We start from the raw sequence: 25,326 nt of genomic DNA on the forward strand, positions 1-25,326 counted from the left end.
ATGTGGACATCGGAGCGGGGCCGCCTGCCCCAGAGCCAGGAGCCGGCGGCAGAGGTAGGCGTAGTCACGCTGGGAGGAAATCCTGCCGCCGTGGAGTTAGGGGGAGAGCGGCGGTGGCTGCCGGTCTGCGCCCCAGGCGGCTATTCCTGGCAGCCCGGCGCCGGGGACAAGGTGCTGGTACTCAAGGCGGGCGTGGAACGGGAGAGCCCCTATATCCTGGGAAAGATCCAGGAGAATGTTGAGGAGGCGGGACCGATCCGTCTGTTCGGCCCAGGCAGCGCCCTTGGGCTGGACCAGGGCAGAGTGGAGCTGGAGGGGACGGTCTATCTCAACGGCCAGACTCTGGAGGCATATATCCAAAAAATTGTGGCCGAGATGCTGGGGTGAGGAGGAAGATATGGAACGAAAGCTGATTGAGGGGGACTATGTGCCCGACGGGGCGGGAGGACTGACCACCCTCACCGGCAGCGAGGAGGTACTGGCCCGGGCGTTGTACAGGCTCACCGCCCGGCGGGGCGGGCTGCCCTTTCTGCCTGAGCTGGGCAGCCGGCTCTACCAGGTGCCGCGGGAGAAGCCATCGGTCCGGCAGTCCTTGGCTGCCCGGTATGTGGCCCAGGCCTTAGAAGGAGAGCGGGAATTGAAGGTCAAAGACGTAGCCCTGGCACAGACAGGAGACAGAGCGGAGCTTCGGGTACAATTGGAATGGCAGGGTCAGCCGCTCTCCCTGGACCTGGAGCTGTCCCCCCGTGAAGCGGTGGAGGTGACATGGTGAAGACTGTGGAGGAGATCTATCAGGAGATGCTTTCCGCCTATGGAGAGAAGACAGGGGTGGCCCCGGCAGAGGGGTGTGATCTGTCCGCCCGCCTGTATGCCTGCGCCGCTCAGGTCTTTTCCCTTTATGTCCAGGCTGGCTGGGTGGCACGGCAGGCTTTTCCCCAGACGGCGGAGGGGGAGTATCTGGACCGCCACGCCCAGCTCCGGGGGCTGGAGCGGAAGGAGCCGGTGGCGGCGCGGGGTGTAGTCCGTTTTGCTGGCGAAATTTCAGAGAATACGGACCGGCCCATTCCAGCGGGGACGGTCTGTATGACAGCCGGCCTGATCCGCTTTGAAACGATCGAGGATGGTCTGCTAGCCGCTGGACAGGCCCACGTGGATGTCCCGGTCCAGGCTCTGGTCCCCGGCATTTCTGGGAATGTGGCAGCAGGAACCATCCTGTCCATGGCGGTAGCGCCCGCTGGAATATCCGCCTGCTCCAACCCGTCGCCCTGCCAAGGGGGAGTGGACCGGGAGGGGGATGAGCAGCTGCGTCAGAGGGTGCTGGATACCTTCCAGCGGCTGCCCAACGGGGCCAACGCCGCCTTTTATCAGCAGGGGGCCCTGTCCTTTGACCCGGTGGCGGCGGCAGTGGTAGTGCCCAAGCCCAGGGGAACAGGGACGCTGGATGTGGTGGTGGCTACCCACCAGGGGCTTCCAGACCGGGACCTGTTGGATGAATTGGCCAAGTATTTTCAGCGCCGCCGAGAGATTGCTGTGGAGGTCCAGGTGCGGGCGCCCCAGACACAGGCTGTCCAGGTGGCCGTCCAGGTGGCGCCCCACTCCGAATACCGGGCGGAGCAGGTGTTGGAGGAAGTAGAAGATGCGGTCCGGGGCTGGTTTACCGGACAGCGCCTGGGGCATGATGTATTGCTGGCCCAGTTGGGCAGCCTGATCTACGGCTGTGATGGCGTGGCAAACTACGCCATCCTCTCCCCCACCGCTGACGTGGAGGTGGAGCAGGATGTGCTGCCCGTTCTGGATACCCTAACTGTGGAGGAGATGCCATGAGCCACAGCCAATACCTTCGAGATCTGCTGCGTCCCCTGGGAATCTATGACCTAGAGGCACCCTTCAACGGCGGTGAGCTGGATGCCCAGGGGGAGGCTTTGGACGGGGCCATGGCCGCCCTGGAGGAGGTCCAGCGGGAGAGCAGCCTGGCCACGGCAGAGAGCTGGGGACTGGAACAGGTGGCCCGGCTGTTTCTCCGGCGTCCAGTAGCCACCCAACCCCGCCCGTTGGCAGATGCTCTGGCTGCCCTAATGCGCATCGGCGGGGACAGCTTTACCCTCGAGGCGATCAACGACACCATCCTGGGCTGCGGCATCCCCGCCAAAGTGGAGGAGCTGGGGGCCGCCGCGGTGGCGGTGTCCTTCCCCGGAGTGGCGGGAGAGCCCCCTGGCTTCGGGGAGCTGAAGCGGATCATTGAGGACATCCTTCCCCCTCACCTAGATATTCAGTACCACTTCTGGTATTTAACCTGGGCGGAGTTGGAGGATAAGTTCTCCTGTTGGCGGGATATCGAGGACCGGGACCTGACCTGGTCTGGTCTGGAGACTTGTGTAATATAGAAAAGGGGCCCAACTCCTGGGAGTTGGGCCCCTTTTCTATATTCATCGGACTCGGTTTTTCAGCGGTTCTCCCGCCAGATAGCGCCGTAGGTTATCCTGGGCCATCTGGATACAAACGCGGCGGGTCAACTCCAGACGCATCCCTCCGGCCACATGGGGGGTGATGATTAGATTAGGAATATCCCACAGTGGGCTGTCGGTGGGAAGGGGTTCGGGCTCGGTCACGTCCAGGGCAGCACCCCATAGCCTGCCTCCCTTCATGGTCCGAGCCAGGGCCTCCTGGTCCAGCACAGAGCCCCGCCCACTGCTGATGAGAATAGCGTCCTCCTTCATCAGGGACAGGCGGCCCTCATCCATAAGCCCGACAGTCTGGGCGCTGTGGGGCAGGACCAGCACCACCACGTCCGCCTGGGGCAGCAGGTCGTCCAAGTGGTCGATGGAAAATACCTCATCAAATCCGGCAATGGGGCCGTTCACTGTACGCTTCAAGCCGATGGTATGAGCCCCCAGCCCCCGGCACATCGCGGCGAAGGTAGCGCCGATGTTTCCAGCCCCTACCACCAGGACGTTGGCGCCAAAGATGGTCTTCATAGCCCCGTGGTCCTCCCAGCGGTGGTCCCTCTGGGCGTCCCGGTAGGTGGGCAGGCGGCGGCAGAGGGCCAGGGTGAAGGAAAGGATATGCTCGGCCACCGACTGGCGGTTGGAGCCGCTGGAGGAGGTGAAGATGACTCCGGAGGGCAGGATGCCCTCCCCCTCGTACTCGTCGGTGCCGGCCCACATGGTCTGGAACCATTTGAGGCGGGCCGCCCCCTTTATGTCCTTGGGCCTGGGCCAGCCCAGGATAACGGTAGCCTGGGCAATCTGCTCCGAGGTGAGTGTCCTTCGGCCAGCATAGACATGAACGGCATCTGGTGCGATGGCCTCAAACTCCGCCTTTTCTGCCTCTGTAACCGGAAGGAGGTTTAGGATATATTCAGACATAGTATTCTCTCCTTAGAGGGAAGAAAACGATTTTAGAAGAATTACATTCATCATACCACACTCTGTCCCCCGCCGCAAGACGGGGCAAAAGACATTCTTCGCCTTTACTCCCATCGTGTTCTATGATAAAATAATTTGTTAGAATATTCCGGAAAAGGGGGGACAGAGATGGCCGTCGGTCCGGATACACCCATTACCCAGTTAGCCGGCGTGGGAGAGGCGCGGGCGAAAAAGCTGGCCAAGCTGGGGCTGGCCCAGGCCGCCGACCTGTTGACCTACTATCCCAGGGACTATGAGGATCGGAGGAAGATATATACTCTGCGGGAGGCCCCTGTGGGACAGCGGGTATGTGTGGCCGCCATGGCGGCGGAGCACCCGCGGAAGGCCCGCATCCGCCAGGGGCTGGAGCTGGTCCAGCTGAAGGTGGTGGACCACACCGGAGCCCTTCACCTCACCTTCTTTAACCAGGGATATGTAGAGAAAGCCCTCCGGGCCGGGGAAGAATATATCTTCTTCGGCACTGTCGAGGAGCAGGGCCGCCGCCGCGCCATGGTCAATCCCATCTTCGAGCGGGCGGACAGCCAGTCCTTTACCGGCCGCATCATGCCCATCTACCGGCTGACTGCGGGGATCTCCAATCACCTGATGGCCTCCCTGATACGGCAGGTCCTCCCGTGCGCCGACAGCCTGGCGGATACCCTGCCCCAGCGCATCCGCCAGGAGCAGGGGCTGGCCTCCACCCAATTTGCTGTCCAGAATATCCATTTCCCCGCTGACGAGGAGGCCCTGGAGCTGGCCCGGAAACGGCTCACCTTTGAGGAACTGTTTTATTTCTCCGTGGGGCTGTCTTTCCTGAAGGGGCGACGGGAGGGGGAGTGTTCCGGCTGCTCCATCCTGCCCTGCCCTTTGGAGGAGTTTCGGGCCCTGCTCCCCTTTAAACTCACCCAGGCCCAGCGCCGGGTGATGGAAGAAATGGCCGCCGACATGGCCGCGGGCCGCCCTATGAACCGGCTGGTCCAGGGGGATGTGGGCTCCGGGAAGACAGTGGTGGCCGCCTATGCGGCCTGGCTGACAGTGAAAAATGGTCACCAGGCCGCCCTGATGGCCCCCACAGAGGTACTGGCCGAGCAGCACGCCAGATCCCTGTCCAGCCTGCTCTCCCCGGCCGGAGTCCAAGTGGCTCTGCTCACCGGCTCCATGGGGGCGGCGGAGAAAAAACGGGTCCGGACAGCACTGGCTTCTGGTAACATCGACTTTGTGGTGGGTACCCACGCCCTGATCTCGGACGGGGTGGAGTTTCGGGACCTGGCGCTGATGGTGGCTGACGAGCAGCATCGGTTCGGCGTCGCTCAGAGAGCTGCGCTGGCAGCCAAAGGGGACAGGCCCCCCCATGTGCTGGTCATGTCCGCCACACCCATTCCCCGTACCCTCGCTCTGATCGTATATGGGGATCTGGACATATCTGTTATTGACCAGTTGCCGCCAGGACGGACTCCGGTGGAGACCTTTGTGGTTCGTGAGGATAAGCGCCAGCGGATGTATGGATTTGTCCGCAAGCAAGTCCAGGAAGGCCGGCAGGTCTATATCATCTGTCCGGCGGTAGAGGAGCGATCTGAAGAGGAGCTGGCCCTCGCCGCCCGTGAGGGAGCCTCGCCGCCCATGGACCTGAAGGCGGTAAAGACCTACGCTGTCCAGCTCCAGGAGCAGGTGTTCCCCAATCTGAAGGTGGACTTCCTTCACGGCAGGATGAAGTCCCGGGAAAAGGAGGCCGTGATGGCCGCCTTCCACCGAGGAGATACCCAGGTGCTGGTATCCACCACCGTAGTCGAGGTGGGGGTGGACGTGCCCAACGCCTCTCTCATCATTGTGGAGAATGCTGACCGCTTCGGCCTCAGTCAGCTCCACCAGCTGCGGGGCCGGGTGGGCCGCGGCAGGCACCAGTCCTACTGCGTCCTCATCACCGCTACCCGTAATCCGGAGTCCATGGCCCGGCTGCGGACGCTGGCCTCCACCACAGATGGGTTTAAGATCGCGGAGGAAGACCTGAAGGCCAGGGGGCCGGGCGACTTCTTCGGCAACCGGCAGCATGGCCTGCCCCAGATGAAGATTGCTGACCTGGCTGGGGATATGAGGCTGCTGAATCTGGCCCAGGAGGCGGCGAAGCAGCTGCTGGAGGAGGACCCGGAGCTGTCTGCTCCGGAGGACCGGCCTGTGCTGGAGCGGGTGCGGCAGCTCTTTGCCGCTACCCCTGATATTTTCAACTAGGAGAGATACTATGCTGACTTTTCGTAACATGACCATACAGGACCGGGACCTGGTCCTGCCCATGGTGGAGACCTTCTATCAATCGGACGCGGTGGATCACCCCGTGGAACGGGAGATCCTGGAGCGGTCCTTCCAGGCCGCTGTGGACCCCGGCGAACCCCTGCTCCGGGGAATCCTGGTGTACCAGGGCCAGGAGCCGGCAGGATATATTTATGTGACCCAGTGCTACTCCGCCGAGGTGGGGGGCAGGTGCGTTTTTATCGAGGAGATATTTTTAGCCGCCCCCTTCCGGGGACAGGGGTTAGGCAGGGAGATTATGGCCTGGCTGGAGCGGGAATACCCCGCTGCCCGGCGTTTCCGCCTGGAGGTGACCCAGATTAACCAGGGGGCTATCCGGTTATATGAGAAGAGCGGATACCAGTATCTGCGGTATGACCAGATGGTACTGGATAAGATCAAATAAAAGAGAAAGGGAGATAGAAATGAGCCACATAGAGCGAGTGAAAGAGGTGCGGGCCATTGTGGAGCCCCACTACAACTGCGGTCAGTCTATCCTGGTTCCCTTCTGTAAGGAGCTGGGCATGACTGAGGAGCAGGCCTATGCCCTGGGGGCCCACCTTGGGAAGGGAATGCGCCACGGCGGCACCTGCGGGGCCCTATCCGGCGCCCTGCTGGTGCTGGGTGCCATGGGATTTAGCGAGGAGGAGGCCGCAGCGTTTATCCAACAATTTCAGAAGCGCCGCGGGGACACCGCCTGCGGTGTGCTGATCAGCGGATTTTCTGATCCAGACAGCCAGGACCGCAAGGACTTCTGCAACGACCTGGTCCTGGAGACCGCTGCCGCTCTGGACCAATTGACTGCCCAGAAATGAACAATCAAACCACAGAGGGACGCCCATACAGGCGTCCCTCTGTGGTTTGATCTGGAAGGATGGATGAAAAAGGAATGTTAGGACGAAAGGACTTTCCCGACATTCGGAAGAGCGGCCACCGAATATCGTTAAATTTTTAACCCTTGTCCTGCAATTAATTTACCACTGGGCCCTGGAAATTGCCATCCCCAAATCCGTTATACTCAACATTACGAAAAGGTTATAATTTCTCCCGTTGCCCGCATCCAAAAACCGGAGTATAATCAGGGGGAGAAATCTTGCGCCAGGAGGTCTGCTTTGAAGGAATTGGAACAGCTTGTTATCCCGCTGCTGGTGTGGTACCGGGAAAACGCCAGGGTCCTGCCCTGGCGAAGTGATCCCACCCCCTACGGGGTCTGGATCTCAGAGATTATGCTCCAGCAGACCAGGGTGGCCGCGGTATTGGACTACTATCGCCGTTTTTTGGAGGCCGCCCCTGCTGTGGCCGACCTGGCCGCCATGCCGGAGGATCAGCTGATGAAGCTGTGGCAGGGACTGGGCTATTATAGCCGGGCCAGAAATTTACAAAAGGCCGCCCGCCAGATCATGGAGACTCATGGCGGGGTATTCCCAAATACTTATGAGGAAATCCGGGCCCTGTCCGGAGTTGGGGATTATACGGCAGGAGCCATCTCATCCATTGCCTTTCACCTGCCTGTACCCGCGGTGGACGGCAACGTACTGCGGGTGGCAGCCCGCGTTTGTGGAGATAGCAGCGACATTACCACGCCCGCCATGAAGAGGAAGGTGACACAGGCGCTGGCCCAAATCATTCCTCTGGAGGCACCGGGAGATTTTAACCAGGCCATGATGGAGCTGGGGGCCACGGTCTGTCTGCCCAACGGCGCGCCACTGTGCGAGCGGTGCCCCGCCGCCCCCTTCTGTCGTGCTTTTCAGGAGGGGAGGACAGGGGAGCTGCCCGTCAAAGCCGCAAAGAAGGCACGGAAGGTGGAGGTACGGACTGTCTATCTCCTGTTCTGCCAGGGCCGGGTGGCCCTTCGCCGCCGAGGGCCAAGAGGACTGTTGGCCGGATTGTGGGAATATCCCAACGAGCTGGCGGACGGCACGGACTGGCCAGCCTCCTGGGGCCTGGATACGGTGCCGTTGGAGCGGCTGGGCGCTGGAAAGCACATCTTTACCCACATCGAGTGGCATATGACCGCCATGGGTGGGGAGCTGGGCAGCGCCGATCTGCCGGAAGGCTGGGTTTGGGCCGACCGGCGGGAACTGCGGGATATCTACGCCATCCCCAATGCGTTTCAAAGCTTTGCCCAGGTCGTGGCTGACCAGTTGGGCCGGTTTTGAATTTGGGCGGAAGCTCAACCCTTGATTTTGAGAAAGAAGGCGTTCTATGCTCTGCACCCAATGCCCCCGGAGCTGCGGGGCGCTCCGTACAGACACACGGGGAGACGGACTGTGTCGGATGCCTGCTCTGCCGGTTTTGGCTCGGGCGGCTCTCCACCACTGGGAGGAGCCCCCAATCTCCGGCACCAGAGGATCGGGGACCATCTTTTTCTCCGGCTGCTCCCTGGGCTGTGTGTTCTGCCAAAATGAGAAAATCAGCCATCAAGATTTCGGAAAGCCGGTGACGATGGCCCGCCTGCGGGACATCTGTCAGGAGTTGGCGGACCAGGGGGCACACAATTTGAACTTTGTCAACCCCACCCACTACGCCCATACGCTGCGGGAGCTGCTGGAAAACTGGCGGCCGCCCATTCCCGTGGTTTGGAACTCCGGAGGGTATGACCAGGTGGATACACTCCGTTCCCTAGAGGGGTTGGTAGACATCTACCTGCCCGATTTGAAATATTTGGACAGCGGAGTGGCCGCCCGGTATTCCGGGGCGCCGGACTATCCCGAAGCGGCTGTCGCTGCCCTCCGGGAAATGGTAAGGCAGACGGGTCCCTGTCAATTTGACGGGGATGGCCTACTGAAAAGTGGGACGATTATCCGCCACCTCATCCTGCCCGGTCAGGTGGGCGAAGCCAAGGCGGTTATGGACTGGATATCTGCGGAATTTGCGCCGGGGACGGTGCTTTTCTCGTTGATGAGCCAGTATACTCCCTGGGGGGATCTGGAACGCTATCCAGAGATCAGCCGTCGGCTACGGACCAGCGAGATGCGGGCAGCTCTGGAATATATGGAAAATCTAGGTCTGGCGGGCTTTACCCAGGAGCGAACCTCGGCTAAGGAAGAATACACCCCGCCCTTTGACCTGACGGGGATATGATAAGAGAAAGGAGCATCCTATGAAGAAGCTGTGCCGGTTTTGTCTGCTTGCCGTTCTGCTGCTGGGGCTGGTCGTCCCTTCCCTGGCGGCTGGGCCTGACAAGGAGGGACCCATTGTAATCCTCCATACCAACGATGTCCATGCCAGCCTGGACCACTACCCCGCGGTGGCCGGCTATAAGAAGCGGTTTGAGGCGGAGTACGGCGCCGACCGGGTGTTTCTGGTGGATGCTGGCGATGCCATTCAGGGCGGCCCCATCGCCACACTGACCCAGGGGGCTAGTGTAGTGGACATGATGAACTTCGTGGGCTATGATCTGGCCATCCCAGGCAACCATGAGTTTGACTATGGCATGGACGTGTTTCTGGACCTGGCGCAAAATCAGGCGGAGTATCTCTACCTGTCGGAAAATTGGAAGGGAAGAGATGCGTACGCCGGATGGACCACTGTGCTGCCCGGAGCTTATATGGCCAGATGTGGGGATACAAGCATCGCCTTCGTTGGAGTCACCACACCGGAGACCCTGACCAAATCCGATCCCACCCACTTTCAGGACGGAGAGGGAAACTATGTCTACACATTTTCAGAAGGGGACGGCGGCCTGGCGCTCTATGAGGATATCCAGCAGACCGTGGATTCCCTGCGGACCGCCGGCGGAGCGGACTATGTGATCCTGCTGGCCCACTTGGGCATAGAGGGTATTACTGAGGAGTGGACCTCCGCCGCCCTGATCGCCAGCACCACTGGTATCGACGCGGTCATCGACGGGCACTCCCACGAGGTATACCAGCAGCATGCGGCCAACAGGGACGGCCAGCTTATCCCTCTGACTCAGACCGGAACAAAGCTGGCCAGCCTGGGCTGTCTGATCCTGGACCCGGATACTGGGGAGATCTCCACCCAGCTTCTGCCCTTGGAGGGGGAGGGCGTCCCGGCAGACCAGGAGACACAGATCTATCTGGACCAGTTGAGCAGCCAGTTCCAGGTCCAGCTGAATCGGGTGGTCGGCACTGCGGCCGCGGATCTGATGGCCACCGAGGCTGACCAGTGGAACTGGGCTGTCCGTGTCCGGGAAACCAATCTGGGGGACCTGGTGGCCGACGCCTACCGGACGATGATGGGCGCCGATATAGGCTTTGCTAACGGGGGCGGCATCCGGGCCAATGTCGCGGCTGGCGATATCACCTATGGGTCGCTGATCTCCGTCCAGCCCTATGGGAACGAGCTGTGCCTGGTCGAGACCACCGGGCAGGACATTCTGGATGCCCTGGAGCTGGGGGCCAGCCGCTATCCGGAAAGCAGCGGCGGCTTCCTTCAGGTGTCCGGCCTGACCTATACCCTGGATCCCTCCACTCCCTCCTCGGTGGTTCTGTCAGACAAGGGCATGTTTCAGCGGGTGGAGGGATCCTACCGGGTATCCGACGTAAAGGTGGGCGGCCAGCCCCTGGTGCTGGACCAGGTATATACTGTGGCCTCTCACAACTATATGATCAAGTCTGGAGGAGACGGCTTTTCCATGTTCCAGGACGACCGACTGCTGAAGGACTGTACCATGCTGGACAACCAGGCCCTTATCGGCTATGTGGCAGAGGAGCTGGACGGGCTGGTAGGCGCGGCCTATCAGGACCCCGCCGGACAGGACCGCATTACCATCTTGTCCGATGTGTCAGAACCAGAGCCAGTGACAGGAACACAGCCCCAGGACCGGACTTATACGGTCCAGAAAGGGGACTGCCTGTGGAGCATCGCCGCGCGGCAGTTGGGGGACGGCCGCCGCTGGCAGGAGATCTATGACCGGAATCGGGACATCCTCTCCAATCCCCACCGTATCTATGTGGGTCAGCAGCTCAGGCTGCCATAGCCGCCATGAAGCGCCGGTATTTGATCGGCGGTCCCACGGCCGCGGACAAGGCCTCCGGCTTGACACTGGGGGAAGCGGCACAGTGGCTTCAGAGATTCGATTCAAATATTAAGAAAGAGGGAGGCGCTGCCCAACGGCAGCGCCTCCCTCTCTTTTATTTATGATAGTTGGAACCCTCATTGATTTTAAAGGCCCGGTAGAGCTGCTCCAGCACCATAACCCGTGCCAAATGGTGGGGAAAGGTCATGGGGGACATGGACAGGCGCACCCAAGCCTCCGCCTTCAGGCTCTCCGCCAGCCCAAAGGACCCTCCGATGACAAAGGCCAGATGCTTGGCGCTGTTGTGCTCCCAGGTTTGGACCAGGGAGGCCAGTTCCTCGCTGGACCGAAGCCTGCCCTCCACACACAGGCAGACGAGGCTGGTGTTGGGGGGGAGCTTGGAGCGGATGGCCTGTCCCTCCTTCTCCAAGGCGGCATCGATCTGCCCCTGGGATGGGGACTGTGGCAGTCGCTCCTCCGGCAGCTCCAATAAAGTCAGCTTGCAGTATGGGGACAGCCGCTTTAAGTACTCAGCGCAGGCATCCTGGTAGAACCTCTCCTTCAGCCTGCCTACACAGACTAGATATATACTCAGCACAGGACAGCCTCCTCCCGGTTCATCTGGCACACCGGCCCCATTTCGCTCCGGGGGGCCACCCACAGGGCGATGTCCCGCTCCGGGTCACAGCCCATGGCGGACAGGCGGCGGCAGACCGTCTGCCGGGCTCGGGAGGGAGTGTTATTCTCGGCGGACAAGTGGGCCAGCGCCACCTGCCGGGTGCCAGACTCCACGGCCAGAGCGGCCAGTTCCGCCCCCGCCTCGTTGGACAGATGGCCCCGGTCCCCCAGGATGCGGGCCTTCAAGTGATAAGGATACGGGCCTGAGCGGACCCAGTCCTCGTCGTGATTGGCCTCGCACACTAACAGATCGCAGCCCCGGACGGCCTGTTTCACCTGGTCGGTGACATAGCCAAGGTCGGTGCAGAGTACCACCCGATGGCCGCCGCCGGTGATAGAGTATCCTACGCTGCCCGCCGCGTCATGGGGCGTGGGGAAGGACTCTATCCACAGATCCCCTAGCTGGATGCCGGTTCCAGGCTCCTGCTGTCGGATCAGGTCGTCCATGAATGGGACACGGTAGCAAAGCTGCCGTCCGGTGGGGCCGGAGGTGACAACGGGGAGCCGGAACCGCTTGGTCAGCACCTGGAGCCCGCTGATGTGGTCGTGGTGCTCATGGGTGATCAGGACGGCGGCCAGAGCTTCGGGCGCTATGCCCAATGACTTTAGCCCGGCGGTGATGCGCTTGGCCGATATCCCGGCGTCCAGCAGTACATGGGTATTTCCACAGGATACCAGGGCGGCGTTGCCGCTGGAGCCGCTGGCCAGTGTTGTAAATGTAAGCAAATCAGATCCCTCTCAAAAAATCAGGAATTAGAAATGAGGAATCAGGAATGGGACCATAGACCGGTTCCTGATTTCTAACTCCTAATTCCTGATGCGGTGCTGCTTATCCTACCTGTGGCTGGCTCTCCTCGTCAGGCACGGTGACGGTCTGGATCTCGGCGCCCACAGCGGCCAGCTTCTCCACAAGAGTTTCATAGCCCCGCTCGATATGATGGATGCTGTCGATCTCCGTGACCCCCTGTGCGGCCAGTCCGGCAATGACCATGGCGGCCCCCGCCCGCAGGTCGCAGGCATGGACCGGCGCCCCGGTCAGTGCCTCCACCCCTTCAATAACGGCTACTTTTCCATCCACCTGGATCTGGGCGCCCATGCGGCGGAACTCATCCACATAGCGGTAGCGGTTTTCCCATACTCCTTCTGTCAAAACGCTGGTCCCCCGTGCCAGGCACAGGACCGCGGCGATTTGAGGCTGCATGTCAGTGGGAAAGCCAGGATAGGGCATGGTCTTCACATTGACCCGGCTGATGGGGCCATTCCGGCGGATGAGCAGCGCGTCGTCCTGCTCCTCCACCTCTACCCCCATCTCCACCAGCTTGGCGGTGATGCAGTCCAGGTGCTTGGGGATGACGTTTTTGATCAAAACCTCGCCCCCAGCGGCAGCTACTGCGGCCATATAGGTGCCCGCCTCAATTTGGTCGGGAATGATGGAATAGGAGCCACCCCGCAGCCGCTCCACACCCCGAATCTTGATGACATCAGTACCGGCGCCCATGATGTCGGCGCCCATGGAGTTGAGAAAGTTGGCCAGGTCTACAATATGGGGTTCCTTTGCGGCGTTCTCAATCACAGTCATGCCGGCGGAAAGGACCGCGGCCAGCATAATATTCATGGTCGCGCCCACGGACACCATATCCAGGTACACCTGTCCCCCAGCCAGACGGCCGCCGCCGGGCACCTGGGCGTAGATCAGGCCGTTGCGCACGTCCACCTCGGCCCCCATGGAGACAAAGCCTTTGATGTGCTGATCAATGGGACGGCCGCCCAGATCGCAGCCGCCGGGCAGAGGTACCTCCGCCCAGCCAAAGCGGCCCAGGAGAGCCCCGACCAGATAATAGCTGGCCCGGATCTTCCGCGCCAGCTCATAGGGGACCTGACGGTTGCGGATGTGGGAGCAGTCCACATCCACAGTCGTGCGGTTGACAGTCTTTATATCCGCCCCCAGCTCCCGCAGGATCTGGAGGATCAGGGTCACATCGCTGATTTGAGGGATATTCTCAATGCGGCACACCCCATCTACCAGCAGAGCGGCGGGGATGATAGCCACAGCGGCATTTTTGGCGCCGCTGATTTCGATAGTACCGTGCAGGGGCCTTCCGCCACGGATCTGATACTTGGTCAAATATTGCACCCTCTTTTGCTCCAAATGGTGGAATTTATGGATTATACGGCCAAAACGGCCATATGTAAGTCAAAAAAAGCCCTGTATCTTCACCAGGGCGCTATAAAACAAATATATTATAGCACTATTATATCCGAGTAGCAACAGATTTTACATAGCCGGCCTCGAATTGTAAAAAAATACAGAGCGGTCTCATAAAATGGCCTTTGGGCTGTCTGATGGCGCAAAAAAAACGGTCTGTTTTTGACGAACTTGGGTCCTTACTCCCCCTTTCGCTTGGTAAACTGCTGTCGGGCCCGAGGCAGCAGGTCAGACAGTTCGGACTGCTCCTGCCGCTCCAACAAATCACCGATGAGCTGGTTAGACAGCAGAAAGCCCTGGGGCGTCAACCGCCAGCGGCCCTCCGCCGTCCGCTCCGCCCAGCCCTTATCACAAAACTGCTCCAACCGGGCCTCCAGGGGGGCGAAATCCATAAAATAGGTTCCCCGGTATTCCCACTCCTCGATGCCCTGGGCGGTACGCAGGCGGAGCATCAGATACTCCCCGCTCCGCTCCCGGCGGGGAATCAGCTCCTCGCTGTCGATGAGGCTGCCCCCGCGGAGCACACCATCAATATATCCGTCCAGGTCCCGGACAAAGGAGTAGCGCCGTCCGCCGAAGTCGGAGTGGGCCCCGGGCCCAAATCCGATATAGGGCCGGGTGAGCCAGTAGCGCAGGTTGTGCCGGGACTCCATACCGGGCTTGGCAAAATTGGAGATCTCATATTGGGGCAGACCGGCCCGCTCCAAGCGGCCCACGGTCCACAGGTACAGGTCCGCCTGGGCGTCGTCGTCGGGCAGTTGCTCCCCCGCCGCCACCCGGGCGGCCAGCCGCGTGCCCTCCTCCACCTTCAGCCCATAGCAGGACAGGTGCTGGGGAATGAGGGACAGGGCGTGTTCCACTGTGGCCTTCCAGCTGTCCATGGTCTGGCCCGGCAATCCGTAGATCAGGTCCAAGGACAGGTTTTTAAATTTAGCTTTCCTAGCCGCAGCCACCGCCTGGTCTACCTGCTGGACGGTATGGGGGCGGTGGACCGATTCCAGCTCCGCTGGGCAGGCGGACTGCATCCCTAAGGAAAGTCGGTTGAAGCCTGCCTTGCGGAGGCGGCGAAGGGCCCGGACATCCACGCTGTCCGGATTGGCCTCCAGAGTGATTTCCGCGTCCTGGGTAAGCTGGAACTGCTTTTGAATGGCTCCCAGCAGTTCCCGCAGCCGCTTATCCCCAAAGAAGCTGGGGGTACCGCCGCCGAAATAGACCGTGTCCACCGGGATCCCCTGGGCCAGGGGAGCTGTCTCTTTGATGTGGGCCAGCAGTGCCTTCTGATAGCTGTCCATCCGGTCCTCTCGACCGGCCACAGAGTAGAAGTCGCAGTAGTCACATCTGCTGCGGCAAAAAGGGATGTGGATGTAAATGCCAAGACTGTCCCCTGTGGGGGCCTTGGGTTGGGTTTCTTTCTTTTTTCCAAACACGGGGCGTCCCTCCCTCTTTCTCATCAGTATTATATCGAATGTGAGCGAAAATGCAAATGGGGGAGAAAAATTTTGATCCGCAGAAGCGTGTGGACAAGCGGCAGAGGCAATAAAATCCAAAATTTACCATTCCAGGCTCCTTTCGCCCGCCTTCGACACATCTTGCCGTCTCTATGCGCTATGGTAATAAGTGAACAGCCAGAAAAAAATACCGCAGTTTCTCTCTGTATAGAAAAGTTTCTCTCTCCATATCCTGACCTTACCGACAAATGAAGGATCAGGAGGAACCTTTTATGAAACGCTTGTCCACGATTTTTCTGGCTGTCCTGCTGCTCGCCGGCCTGTTTCCCGCGGCTGCTGTGGGGGAGGATGCGGGACTATCCCTGTCCTGCCCCTCGGCCATCCTGATGGAGAAGGAGACCGGGACCATCCTCTATGAGCAAGATGCCCACCAGAAGCTGGAGCCCGCCAGTGTCACCAAGATCATGACCCTTCTGCTGGTGATGGAGGCGGTAGACAGCGGCAGGATTGCCCTGGACGACACCGTCACCGTTTCCGCCTATGCCGCTGGAATGGGCGGCTCCCAAGTCTATCTAAAGGAAGGGGAGCAGATGTCGGTGGCCGAGATGATCAAATGTGTCACCGTTGTGTCCGGCAACGACTGTGCTGTGGCTCTGGCCGAGCATCTGGCCGGCAGTGAGGGGGCCTTTGTTTCTCTGATGAACCAGCGGGCCCAGGAGCTGGGGATGGCGGACACTACCTTCCTCAACTGCACCGGGCTGCCCGCCCAGGGACATCAGACCTCCGCCCATGATATCGCTCTCATGTCTCGGGAGCTCATTCTGAACCATCCCTCCATCCGGGAGTACACCACCATCTGGATGGACTCCATCCGAAACGGCGCCTTCGGCCTGACCAACACCAACCGCCTCATCCGCTTTTACCAGGGAGCCACCGGCCTGAAGACCGGCTCCACCGACTCAGCGTTGTACTGTATGTCCGCTACCGCGGAGCGGGATGGCATGGAGCTCATCGCCGTGGTCATGAAGGCCCCCACCACCGCCCAGCGCTTTGACGACGCCAAGGCCCTGCTGGACTATGGCTTTGCCAACTATGCCCTGGTGGATGTGTACCCGGACGCCCCCCTAGCTCCGGTAGATGTGCTCCTGGGTACAGTGGAGCAGGTCCAGCCGCAGCTCAATCGTGACTGCCGCCTGCTGGTCCGCAAGGGGGAGGAGAGCCAGGTGACCACCCAGCTGACCGTGGCTCAGGACGTGGAAGCCCCTGTGGACCAGGGTCAGACTCTGGGGCAGATGGAGGTCTATGTGGGCGGGGAGCTTCGGGACACCATTCCCATCGTCTCCGCGCAACAGGTGGACAGGCTTACTGTCCCTGGCATCTTTGGCCAGCTGCTACGGCAGTTGCTCATGGCGCGCTGAACCAGGCCGGGCTTATTTGCCCGACCCTACATAGCGGCGAGAATATTGAAAGAAAATGGGAGGCTTTACCTCTATTTTACTTGACGTGGCACCACCGCCGTTGTATAATTTATATAAATATACTATCAAACTATCCGTTTAATATTGTTACTTTGGCCGATAGGCGGCAGAAGCACTTATTTTTGAGGTGAAAAAATGTTGAAATATCAGGGAAGTTTGTCTTCTTTTGACTTGTTTTTGGAATTGGAGGCATTTTCAGAGGGACGTTCCACCCATGCGTGGCGGTGTTTCGGCGCCCACCCAGCGGAGGACGAGGCCGGCAGAGAGGGCTATCTGTTCCGGGTGTGGGCCCCCAACGCCCCTAAGGTCACCATCATCGGCGACTTCAACGGCTGGGACCTGGAAGCCACCCCCATGACTAAGCTGGAGGGCGGCATCTGGGAGGCGTTTGTCCCAGGGCTGCGCCGCTATGACGCCTATCAGTATGCCATACATAAAGAGGACGGCTCCTTCGTGGGCAAAGCCGATCCCTATGGCTTCCACGCCGCTACCCGGCCCGATGTGTCTACCAAGATCTATGACCTGTGGGAGAACGCCTACCAGTGGGGCGACCAGTCCTGGCTGGAGTATCGGTCCAAATATGTCCCCTATACCGGCCCGATGAATATTTATGAATGTCACCTGGGCTCCTGGCGGCGCACCGGCGAGGGGGAGTTCCTCAGCTATCGGGATATCGCCTCCTATCTGGTGCCCTATGTAAAGGAGATGGGGTTCACCCATGTGGAGCTCCTGCCGGTCACCGAGCACCCCCTGGATGCCTCCTGGGGCTATCAATGCACCGGATACTTTGCCGCTACCAGCCGCTTCGGCACCCCTGACGATCTCAAGTATCTCATCGACCAGCTCCACCAGGCGGGTATCGGGGTCATCATGGACTGGGTCCCGGCCCACTTCCCACGGGATGCCTTTGGGCTATATCACTTTGACGGCACCCCCACCTATGAGTATGCCGACCCCAGGAAGGGGGAGCACCCGGACTGGGGCACCCAGGTCTTTGACTATGGGCGAAACGAGGTCCGCTCCTTCCTGTTCTCCTCGGCCATGTTCTGGCTGGAGGAGTACCACATGGACGGCCTGCGGGTAGACGCGGTGTCCTCCATGCTCTATCTGGACTACGGCCGACAGGACGGGGCCTGGATGCCCAACATCCACGGCGGCAAGGAGAACCTGGAGGCCATCGAGTTTTTCCAGCAGCTGAACACCGCCGTCTTTGCCGCCCATCCCGATGTGCTGATGATCGCCGAGGAATCCACCGCCTGGCCCAAGGTGACCAAGCCCGTCCATGACGGGGGTCTGGGGTTCAACTTCAAGTGGAACATGGGCTGGATGAACGACATCTGCCATTACATCAAGCTGGACCCCTATTTCCGGCAGTACAATCACCGGGATATCACCTTCTCCCTGATGTACGCCTTTTCTGAGAATTACATCCTCCCCCTGTCCCACGACGAGGTGGTCCATATGAAGGGCTCTTTCTTTGGCAAGATGCCGGGGGACAACCCCATGAAATTCGCCGGAGTCCGGGCCTTCTATACCTATATGCTGACCCATCCAGGGAAAAAGCTTACCTTCATGGGGGCAGAGCTGGCTCAGTGGAACGAGTGGCACTACGAGTACTCCCTGGACTGGCACCTGCTCCAGTACGAGCCCCACCGCCAGACCCAGGCATTTTTCAAAACGGCCAACAACTTCTACCTCTCCCAGCCCCCCCTGTGGGAGCAGGACGACTCCTGGCAGGGCTTCCAGTGGCTATGTGCCGATGATAATCAAGCCGACACCATTTCCTTCCTCCGGTGGGACAAAAAGGGCAACCCTTTGATTGTGGTGTGCAACTTCTCCCCGGAGCACCGGGACGGCTATCGGGTAGGCGCCCCCTTCGGCGGGCGGTGGGCCGTGGTCCTCAACACCGACGACCAGCAGTTCGGCGGCCAGGGACTGGGGGACAAGGAACCGCTTAAAACTGAGAAGGTCCCCTGCCATGACCAGCAGCAGTCCCTGGTTATCGACCTGCCTCCCATGTCGGCGGTCATTTACCGCTGTGTGCGGAAAAATCCGGCACGCAGGTCCAAGGCAGACAAAGAGGAGGGGGCAAAGGCCGAGAAGGCGGCCCCTGTCAAAGGCAAAAAAGCGCCAGCCAAAGAAAAAAAGGCTCCCACCAGGGGGAAAAAGACCCCTGCCGGGAAAAGCCCTAAGCACTGATTGGAAATTCCAGAGCTCCGCGCCCTGATTTCACGTTTTCCTTCCCCCGCGCTCGAAACAGACAAGAGGTGAACAGCATGAAGAAAGAAGTTGTGGCCATGTTGCTGGCCGGCGGCCAGGGCAGCCGCCTCTACGCTCTGACCAGCCATGTAGCCAAACCTGCCGTCCCCTTTGGGGGCAAGTACCGCATCATTGATTTTCCCCTGTCCAACTGTGTCAACTCCGGCATTGATACCGTCGGTGTCCTGACTCAGTACCGTCCCCTGGAGCTGAACAGCTACATCGGCAACGGGCAGCCCTGGGACCTGGACCGGTCTGACGGCGGCGTACACATCCTCCCCCCCTATATGAGGGAGGGCGACCAGGGCACCTGGTACAAGGGTACGGCAAACGCCATTTACCAGAACATTGGCTTTCTGGACCTGTATGACCCGGAGTATGTGGTCATCCTGTCCGGTGACCACATCTATAAAATGAACTACGCCGACATGGTGGACCTGCATAAGAAGTCCGGGGCGGCCTGCACCATTTCCGTCCTGGAGGTCACGATGGAGGAGGCCACCCGCTTCGGCATCATGAATGTGGACGAAAACGACCGGATCTACGAGTTTGAGGAGAAGCCGGCCCAACCCAAGAGCAATCTGGCCTCCATGGGCATTTATGTGTTCACCTGGTCCAAGCTCCGGCAGTACCTCATTGACGACGAAGCTGATCCGGCCTCTACCAACGACTTCGGGAAGAACATCATCCCCAACATGCTCGCCGCCAACGAGGTGATGATGGCCTACCGCTTCCACGGCTACTGGAAGGATGTTGGCACCATCAATTCTCTGTGGGACGCTAACATGGATATGCTGGCCCCCCGGAACAGCATCGACCTGTATGACCCAGACTGGCCCATTTACGCCAGAACTCCCGTGAAACCTCCCCATGTCACAGGCCCCAACGCCCACATCTCCCACTCTCTGGTGACCGGCGGCAGCCGGGTGGACGGGACGGTGGAGAACTCTGTACTGTTTCACTCTGTCACTGTAGAGGAAGGAGCCAGCGTTCAGTACTCCATCCTCATGCCAGGGGCGGTGGTCCGAGCCGGAGCCCAGGTGTCTTACGCCATTGTGGCAGAGGCCGCCGTCATTGAGGCGGGCGCCGTAGTGGGCTCCGCTCCCAACGATGATCCCAAATGGGGCATCGCCGTGGTGGCCAGCGGCGTCGCCGTAGGGGAACAGGCTGTGGTGTCCCCCGGCGCCATGGTTCGGGAAGCGGTGAAGGGAGGTGATCGGGCATGAATGATCTCCACGGCATTCTCTTCGCCTATCGCTCTAACGCCAATCTGGGAGAGCTGACCAGGCCCCGCAACACCTGCTCCCTGCCCTTTGGCGGGCGGTACCGCCTGATCGATTTCATGTTGTCCAGCTATGTCAACGCGGGTATCACCGACGTGGGGCTGGTGGTCCATGAGAGCTATCAGTCTTTGCTGGATCACCTGGGAACCGGGAAGGACTGGGACCTGTCCCGCAAACACGGCGGCCTGCGCATCCTGCCCCCCTTCGGATATCAGGGCAAGGGAGGCGGCGAGTATCGGGGCAACATGGAGGCTCTGGCCGGCGTAGCCGGATATCTTCAGAATATCCGCCAGGACTATGTTATCATGGGCTGGGGCGATATCGCTGTTAACCTGCCCGTGGCCCAGGTACTGGAGCAGCACATCGCCTCCGGGGCCGACGTGACTATGGTGTGTACCCCCACCCTGAAAGGGGCTCCTCAGTTCTCGGAGTATGTGGAGGTCAGCGGGGAGGGCCGGATCACGGATCTGTCCATCCATCCCACTACTGCGGACCAGGCCCTGGAGTCCCTGGAGGTGTACATCCTGTCCAAGCAGCTGCTGCTGGATATGGTAGAGTACTGTTCCGCGCACGATATCCACAGCTTCAGCCGAGGTGTCCTGCGCCCCCGGCTCAAGAGCTTGAAGATGATGCCTTACATCCACCAGGGCTATGTGGCCCGCTTCCAGTCTGTAAGCGACTACTTCCAACACTCCATGGATCTTCTGGATCCCAAGGTCCGCGCTGACTTGTTCAACATCAGCCGCCCCATCCGCACCAAGGATCAGTCCAACCCCTCCACCTACTACGGGCCCGACGCGGTGGCGGTCCAGTCCCTGGTAGCCGACGGCTGCTATATTGAGGGCGTGGTGGAAAACTCCATCCTCTCCCGCGGCGTCATTGTAGAAAAGGGCGCCAAGGTGTCCAACAGCGTATTGATGCAGGGTACGGTGGTCAAAGCCGGAGCTTCTCTGGCCTATGTCATCGCGGATAAAAACGTGGTGATCAATGAGGACCGGATGCTCATGGGCCACGCTACATATCCCCTGGCCATCGCCAAAAATTCGGTGGTATGACCGTCTCTTTCATCCACTCCAGTTTGAATCTTTTGAAAAGAGGAATCGTCTATGAAGATCCTATTTGCCTCCTCCGAGGTTGCTCCCTTTATTAAGACCGGCGGACTGGCCGATGTGGCCGGCTCCCTGCCCCAGGCTCTGGCCCGGGAGGGCCACGAGGTCAAGGTCATCCTTCCTCTGTACGAGGGCATCGGCCAGGAGTGGCGGGAACAGATGACCTTTCTCAAATACTTCAATGTCACCCTGTCCTGGCGGCAGGTCTACTGTGGTGTCTTCCAGCTGGAGCGGGAGGGGGTCGCCTACTGGTTTGTAGACAACGAATACTACTTCAAGCGTTGGCAGCTCTATGGACATTTCGACGACTGCGAGCGGTTCGCCTTCTTCTCCAGGGCTATCATCGAAACTCCGGGACAGATGGACTGGGCCCCAGATATCATCCACTGCAACGACTGGCAGACCGCCCTCGTCCCCGTCTATCTGCTAGAGGAGAAATACCGCATCCCTCAGCTGGGAGGGACCAAGAGCGTCTTTACCATTCACAACATCGAGTACCAAGGCCGCTACGGCGACCAGGTCCTTCAGGATGTCATCGGTCTGGACAAGAGCTATCTCAACGAGGGGATGCTGGCCTACCATCGGGACGTGAACCTGATGAAGGGCGCTATTATGGCCTCCAACTTCGTCACTACGGTATCTCCCACCTATGCCCAGGAGCTGCGCACTCCCTTCTACGCCCATGGGCTTGACGGGGTCATCAATCAACAGAGCGGCAAGCTGGAGGGCATTCTAAACGGCATCGATGTGGACCTCTACGATCCAGCCACCAACCCTGGCCTTGCCGCCAACTTTACCCCCCGCGCCTTGGTCAAGGGCAAGAACCAGTGTAAGCAGGCCCTGCAGCAGGCCGTTGGCCTTCAGGAGAATCCTGATGTGCCCATCATCGCCTGCGTGTCCCGTCTGGTTGGCCACAAGGGCTTCTCCCTGGTGACAGACTCCCTTCAGGAGATCATGGGCCTGGACGTGCAGATGGTGGTGCTTGGCACCGGCGACTGGCAGTATGAGGAGGCGTTCCGCCACGCTCAGAGTCAGTACCCCGGCCGCTTCGCCGCCCAACTGACCTATTCCGCCCCTCTGTCCACCATGATCTATGCCGGAGCCGACCTGTTCCTGATGCCCTCGGTCTCCGAACCCTGCGGCCTGTCTCAGATGATCGCCATGCGCTTCGGCACCATCCCTGTGGTTCGGGAGACTGGCGGCCTGAAGGACACCGTTGTCCCCTACAATAAGTTTGATGGGACCGGCCGTGGCTTCACTTTTGCCAACATCAACGCGGGGGACATGGTCTGGGTGCTGCGGGAGGCCGTAGACCTCTACCACAGCAACAAAAAGGCTTGGCGGGCTCTGCAAAGAGAGGGAATGACTGCCGACTTCTCCTGGGACAACTCGGCCAGGCAGTATCTGGACATCTATCAGCGCATCCTCGGCTGACAGCTCTGTCTGACATAATCAGAGGGCCCCGGACGATGTGTATAGCGTCCGGGGCCCATCGATTTTTACAAGGCATCTTTTCTTATGAAAAATGTTGAGAAATCCCCGGAAACGCCCATATCTTGGGCGTTTCTGCCCATTGACGCTCCTGCCCAAACCTGATACAATGGCTGGGCAAAGACCGCTTTTTGCAATTTTTCCTGCGTGCGGAAGCACCGATTTTGATATTACAGGAGGCTCTCTATGGCAGAATATACCAAGGCCCAGCTCACCGAGATGATTATCGGTAAGCTCCAGCGCAACTTCGGCCGCACTGTGGAAGAGGCCACCCCCAACCATATGTTCAAGGCCTGTGCCCTAGTCCTCCGGGACATCATGTCCCGCCATCAAATCGAAACGGGCAACCAGGTGTGGGAGGGGCAGCGGCGTCAGGTCCACTACCTGTCCCTGGAGTTCCTCATGGGCCGCTCTCTGGAGAAGAACGCCTATAACTTGGGGCTGCTGAATACACTCAAGGAGACGCTGGAGGGGCTGGGCTTCTCCGCCGCCGATCTATTTGAGCAGGAACCCGACGCCGGCCTGGGCAACGGCGGCCTGGGCCGTCTGGCCGCCTGCTACCTGGACTCCATGACCACCCTGGAGATCCCCGCCACCGGCTACTCCATCTGCTACGAGCTGGGCATCTTCAAGCAGAAGATCATCGACGGCAAGCAGGTAGAGCTGGCGGACAACTGGCTAGGTCTGGGGGACGCCTGGCTCATCCCCAAGCTGGATGAGACGGAGGAGGTCCGCTTCGGCGGAAAGATTGAGGACCGATGGGATGAAAACGGCGTCAACCACCCTGAGCATGTGGGCTATACCGCCGTGCTGGCCATTCCCCGGGACATGGAGATCGCCGGCTACCAGACCCGGCATACCAACACCCTGCGCCTGTGGGACGCCAAGAGTCCGGTCCCGGTGGATATGTCCCTCTACTCCCGGGGCGAGTATCTCAAGGCTGTGGAGCAGCAGGCCATGGCGGAGGTCATCGCTAAGGTCCTCTACCCCGACGACAACCACTACGAGGGGAAATCCCTGCGCCTGAAGCAGCAGTATTTCTTTGTATCCGCCACGGTCCAGTCCATTGTCCGCAAGCACCGGGCCCAGTATGGCACCCTCCACAATTTCCATGAAAAGCATGTCATCCAGATCAACGACACCCATCCCACCCTGGTCATCCCGGAGCTAATGCGCATCCTGTTGGACCAGGAGGGCTATTCCTGGGACGAGGCATGGCATATTGTCACCCATACCGTGTGCTACACCAACCATACCGTCTTGGCCGAAGCTCTGGAGCGGTGGCCCCAGGCCTTGATTGAGAGCCTGCTCCCCCGTGTGTGGCAGATCCTGAAGGAGATCGCCCACCGCTACCAGGGGGAACTGGAGCGGCGCTACGGCAGCGACCAGGGCAAGATCGCCCACATGGCCATCATCTGGGGGGGCGAGGTGCGCATGGCCAACCTGTGCGTCTGTGCCTGCCAGTATATCAACGGCGTTTCCGCCCTCCACTCCGATATCCTGAAACGGGAGGTATTCCATGACGCCTATCTGGCCGCCCCGGGTAAGTTCAAGAATGTGACCAACGGCATTGACCACCGCCGCTGGCTGTCTCAAATTAACCCCAAGTTGGACGCCCTGATCCGGGACTGCTCCGGAGGAGACGAGTACCTCATCCACCCGGAGGCCATTCGGAAGCTGGAGAACTGCAAGGACGACAAGTCCGTGCTGAAGCAGCTGGAGGCCATCAAAGGGGAGAACAAACGCCGCTTTGCCGCCTATGTGGCCCGGGAATCCGGCGTTATCCTGAACACCGACGCCATCTTCGATGTCCAGGTCAAGCGCCTCCACGAGTATAAGCGACAACTGCTCAATGTCCTCCACATCGTCTATCTGTATCAGCAGTTGCGGGATAATCCCAACATGGATTTCACCCCCCAGACCTTTCTCTTTGGCGCCAAGGCGGCTCCCGGCTACCATGTGGCCAAAGAGATCATCCAGCTCATCAACTCCCTGGCAGCCCAAATCAGCAGGGACCCGGTCTGCAAGGATAAGCTTCAGGTGGTTTTCCTGGAGAACTACCGGGTGTCCCTGGCGGAGAAGCTGATGCCCGCCAGTGAGCTGTCCGAGCAGATCTCCACCGCCGGTAAGGAGGCCAGCGGCACCGGCAACATGAAATTCATGATGAACGGTGCGCTGACCATCGGTACTCTGGATGGCGCCAATGTGGAGATGCACCAGCAGTTGGGGGACGAAAATATTTTCCTCTTCGGCCTGACCGCCGAGCAGGTGAACCAGCGCAAGCGGGAGGGCTACCGCTCCCTGGACCTCTACCAGCGGGACCATGGGCTGAAGCGGGTCATTGACCAGATCGCCGCCGGCTTTGACGACCATGTGTCGTATAGCAGCATCACCGACCGCCTCCTCTTTGGCGTTGGGGGCTCTATGGCGGACGAATATATGCTGCTGGCCGATTTCTCTAGCTACTGCCAGGCTCACAAGCGGGCGCTGGAGGCCTATGCCGACCGCCAGCGATGGAATCAGATGTCCCTCATCAACATCGCCCGTTCCGGCCTCTTTGCTGCCGACAGGTCAATCAGCGACTACGCCAGAGAGATCTGGCATGTTCCTGTCCGAAAATAATGGGAAAAGCGGGCCCTCCGGGCCCGCTTTTCCATCCTTCCCCCTTGCAAAAACAGGGGAAAGGCACTACAATAGGGAAGA

At 60.0% G+C, this 25,326-nt stretch carries 21 protein-coding genes; 16 read left to right on the forward strand and 5 right to left on the reverse strand.

The window, feature by feature from the left end; translation table 11 throughout:
- The 4 genes from WKS99_RS11185 to WKS99_RS11200 are packed head-to-tail and all read left to right on the forward strand — an operon-like array spanning position 1 to position 2,384.
- Entirely contained in the window at positions 1–387 is a 387-nt protein-coding gene (locus tag WKS99_RS11185; protein WP_340405976.1) for a hypothetical protein, read from the forward strand.
- A 10-nt stretch (positions 388–397) separates the two neighbouring features.
- Complete coding sequence (locus tag WKS99_RS11190; RefSeq protein WP_147572354.1) at positions 398–772, forward strand: hypothetical protein; 375 nt, start codon at positions 398–400, stop codon at positions 770–772.
- On the forward strand, positions 769–1,824 hold the full coding sequence (locus WKS99_RS11195; protein WP_186852954.1) for a baseplate J/gp47 family protein: 1,056 nt from the start codon (positions 769–771) through the stop codon (positions 1,822–1,824). Before WKS99_RS11190 ends, WKS99_RS11195 begins: the two co-directional genes overlap by 4 nt.
- A complete protein-coding gene (locus WKS99_RS11200) occupies positions 1,821–2,384 on the forward strand; it encodes a DUF2313 domain-containing protein (RefSeq protein WP_340405979.1) in 564 nt (187 codons plus the stop codon). Before WKS99_RS11195 ends, WKS99_RS11200 begins: the two co-directional genes overlap by 4 nt.
- 42 nt (positions 2,385–2,426) lie before the next feature.
- Here WKS99_RS11200 and WKS99_RS11205 read toward each other — a convergent pair whose 3' ends face one another.
- The gene (locus WKS99_RS11205; RefSeq protein ID WP_240286541.1) at positions 2,427–3,365 is read right to left on the reverse strand and encodes a D-2-hydroxyacid dehydrogenase; all 939 of its coding nucleotides are present in this window, start codon (positions 3,363–3,365) and stop codon (positions 2,427–2,429) included.
- A 168-nt stretch (positions 3,366–3,533) separates the two neighbouring features.
- Between WKS99_RS11205 and recG the strand changes: the two genes are divergently transcribed.
- From recG to WKS99_RS11235, 6 genes are all read left to right on the forward strand, one after another.
- Positions 3,534–5,630: an ATP-dependent DNA helicase RecG gene (recG, locus tag WKS99_RS11210; protein WP_340405984.1), complete on the forward strand. Its 2,097-nt coding sequence runs from the start codon at positions 3,534–3,536 to the stop codon at positions 5,628–5,630.
- Positions 5,631–5,640: 10 nt separating this feature from the next.
- Positions 5,641–6,093: a GNAT family N-acetyltransferase gene (locus WKS99_RS11215; RefSeq protein WP_240286537.1), complete on the forward strand. Its 453-nt coding sequence runs from the start codon at positions 5,641–5,643 to the stop codon at positions 6,091–6,093.
- Positions 6,094–6,112: 19 nt separating this feature from the next.
- Positions 6,113–6,502, forward strand: a complete 390-nt coding sequence (locus tag WKS99_RS11220) for a C-GCAxxG-C-C family protein (RefSeq protein ID WP_240286535.1) — start codon at positions 6,113–6,115, stop codon at positions 6,500–6,502.
- 297 nt (positions 6,503–6,799) lie between these two features.
- A complete protein-coding gene (mutY, locus tag WKS99_RS11225) occupies positions 6,800–7,846 on the forward strand; it encodes an A/G-specific adenine glycosylase (RefSeq protein ID WP_186852861.1) in 1,047 nt (348 codons plus the stop codon).
- A 46-nt stretch (positions 7,847–7,892) separates the two neighbouring features.
- Positions 7,893–8,771, forward strand: a complete 879-nt coding sequence (locus WKS99_RS11230) for a 4Fe-4S cluster-binding domain-containing protein (RefSeq protein WP_340405989.1) — start codon at positions 7,893–7,895, stop codon at positions 8,769–8,771.
- Between the two features lie 19 nt (positions 8,772–8,790).
- Positions 8,791–10,632, forward strand: coding sequence for a 5'-nucleotidase C-terminal domain-containing protein (locus WKS99_RS11235; RefSeq protein ID WP_340405991.1), 1,842 nt, complete (start codon positions 8,791–8,793; stop codon positions 10,630–10,632).
- 154 nt (positions 10,633–10,786) lie between these two features.
- Here the strand turns inward: WKS99_RS11235 and rlmH are convergent, their stop codons facing one another.
- The 4 genes from rlmH to hemW form a co-directional block, all read right to left on the reverse strand.
- Positions 10,787–11,269: a 23S rRNA (pseudouridine(1915)-N(3))-methyltransferase RlmH gene (gene rlmH, locus WKS99_RS11240; RefSeq protein WP_147572362.1), complete on the reverse strand. Its 483-nt coding sequence runs from the start codon at positions 11,267–11,269 to the stop codon at positions 10,787–10,789.
- Positions 11,263–12,075: an MBL fold metallo-hydrolase gene (locus WKS99_RS11245; protein ID WP_147572363.1), complete on the reverse strand. Its 813-nt coding sequence runs from the start codon at positions 12,073–12,075 to the stop codon at positions 11,263–11,265. The genes rlmH and WKS99_RS11245 overlap by 7 nt, the downstream gene beginning before the upstream one ends.
- A 103-nt stretch (positions 12,076–12,178) precedes the next feature.
- Positions 12,179–13,474 (reverse strand): UDP-N-acetylglucosamine 1-carboxyvinyltransferase, encoded by a 1,296-nt coding sequence (locus WKS99_RS11250; RefSeq protein WP_147572364.1) that lies wholly within the window; start codon positions 13,472–13,474, stop codon positions 12,179–12,181.
- Positions 13,475–13,734: 260 nt separating this feature from the next.
- Positions 13,735–14,982 (reverse strand): radical SAM family heme chaperone HemW, encoded by a 1,248-nt coding sequence (gene hemW, locus WKS99_RS11255; RefSeq protein WP_262669983.1) that lies wholly within the window; start codon positions 14,980–14,982, stop codon positions 13,735–13,737.
- Between the two features lie 293 nt (positions 14,983–15,275).
- On the opposite strand from hemW, the gene WKS99_RS11260 reads away from it, so the two are divergent.
- The 6 genes from WKS99_RS11260 to WKS99_RS11285 all read left to right on the forward strand — a co-directional run bounded on the left by WKS99_RS11260 (position 15,276) and on the right by WKS99_RS11285 (position 25,245).
- Entirely contained in the window at positions 15,276–16,421 is a 1,146-nt protein-coding gene (locus WKS99_RS11260) for a D-alanyl-D-alanine carboxypeptidase family protein (protein ID WP_340405995.1), read from the forward strand.
- Between the two features lie 195 nt (positions 16,422–16,616).
- Positions 16,617–18,680 (forward strand): 1,4-alpha-glucan branching protein GlgB, encoded by a 2,064-nt coding sequence (gene glgB / locus WKS99_RS11265; RefSeq protein WP_340405997.1) that lies wholly within the window; start codon positions 16,617–16,619, stop codon positions 18,678–18,680.
- 77 nt (positions 18,681–18,757) lie between these two features.
- Positions 18,758–19,966 (forward strand): glucose-1-phosphate adenylyltransferase, encoded by a 1,209-nt coding sequence (locus tag WKS99_RS11270; protein WP_340405999.1) that lies wholly within the window; start codon positions 18,758–18,760, stop codon positions 19,964–19,966.
- Entirely contained in the window at positions 19,963–21,078 is a 1,116-nt protein-coding gene (gene glgD / locus WKS99_RS11275) for a glucose-1-phosphate adenylyltransferase subunit GlgD (protein ID WP_147572369.1), read from the forward strand. The genes WKS99_RS11270 and glgD overlap by 4 nt, the downstream gene beginning before the upstream one ends.
- A 51-nt stretch (positions 21,079–21,129) precedes the next feature.
- The gene (gene glgA / locus WKS99_RS11280; RefSeq protein ID WP_340406002.1) at positions 21,130–22,566 is read left to right on the forward strand and encodes a glycogen synthase GlgA; all 1,437 of its coding nucleotides are present in this window, start codon (positions 21,130–21,132) and stop codon (positions 22,564–22,566) included.
- A gap of 243 nt (positions 22,567–22,809) precedes the next feature.
- Complete coding sequence (locus WKS99_RS11285; protein WP_147572371.1) at positions 22,810–25,245, forward strand: glycogen/starch/alpha-glucan phosphorylase; 2,436 nt, start codon at positions 22,810–22,812, stop codon at positions 25,243–25,245.
- Positions 25,246–25,326 lie beyond the last annotated feature (81 nt).

The organism is Flintibacter sp. HCN-6482 (genome assembly GCF_037892565.1).
In the GTDB taxonomy this organism is placed as follows: Bacteria; Bacillota; Clostridia; order Oscillospirales; family Oscillospiraceae; genus Lawsonibacter; species Lawsonibacter aceti.

What these genes read in the sequence shown, in the direction of transcription:
- WKS99_RS11185 (WP_340405976.1), top strand. Translation starts at nt 1, where the DNA reads ATGTGGACATCGGAGCGGGGCCGCCTGCCCCAGAGCCAGGAGCCGGCG.
- WKS99_RS11190 (WP_147572354.1), top strand. Translation starts at nt 398, where the DNA reads ATGGAACGAAAGCTGATTGAGGGGGACTATGTGCCCGACGGGGCGGGA.
- WKS99_RS11200 (WP_340405979.1), top strand. Translation starts at nt 1,821, where the DNA reads ATGAGCCACAGCCAATACCTTCGAGATCTGCTGCGTCCCCTGGGAATC.
- WKS99_RS11205 (WP_240286541.1), bottom strand. Translation starts at nt 3,365, where the DNA reads ATGTCTGAATATATCCTAAACCTCCTTCCGGTTACAGAGGCAGAAAAG.
- recG (WP_340405984.1), top strand. Translation starts at nt 3,534, where the DNA reads ATGGCCGTCGGTCCGGATACACCCATTACCCAGTTAGCCGGCGTGGGA.
- WKS99_RS11215 (WP_240286537.1), top strand. Translation starts at nt 5,641, where the DNA reads ATGCTGACTTTTCGTAACATGACCATACAGGACCGGGACCTGGTCCTG.
- WKS99_RS11220 (WP_240286535.1), top strand. Translation starts at nt 6,113, where the DNA reads ATGAGCCACATAGAGCGAGTGAAAGAGGTGCGGGCCATTGTGGAGCCC.
- WKS99_RS11230 (WP_340405989.1), top strand. Translation starts at nt 7,893, where the DNA reads ATGCTCTGCACCCAATGCCCCCGGAGCTGCGGGGCGCTCCGTACAGAC.
- WKS99_RS11235 (WP_340405991.1), top strand. Translation starts at nt 8,791, where the DNA reads ATGAAGAAGCTGTGCCGGTTTTGTCTGCTTGCCGTTCTGCTGCTGGGG.
- WKS99_RS11260 (WP_340405995.1), top strand. Translation starts at nt 15,276, where the DNA reads ATGAAACGCTTGTCCACGATTTTTCTGGCTGTCCTGCTGCTCGCCGGC.
- glgB (WP_340405997.1), top strand. Translation starts at nt 16,617, where the DNA reads ATGTTGAAATATCAGGGAAGTTTGTCTTCTTTTGACTTGTTTTTGGAA.
- WKS99_RS11270 (WP_340405999.1), top strand. Translation starts at nt 18,758, where the DNA reads ATGAAGAAAGAAGTTGTGGCCATGTTGCTGGCCGGCGGCCAGGGCAGC.
- glgD (WP_147572369.1), top strand. Translation starts at nt 19,963, where the DNA reads ATGAATGATCTCCACGGCATTCTCTTCGCCTATCGCTCTAACGCCAAT.
- glgA (WP_340406002.1), top strand. Translation starts at nt 21,130, where the DNA reads ATGAAGATCCTATTTGCCTCCTCCGAGGTTGCTCCCTTTATTAAGACC.
- WKS99_RS11285 (WP_147572371.1), top strand. Translation starts at nt 22,810, where the DNA reads ATGGCAGAATATACCAAGGCCCAGCTCACCGAGATGATTATCGGTAAG.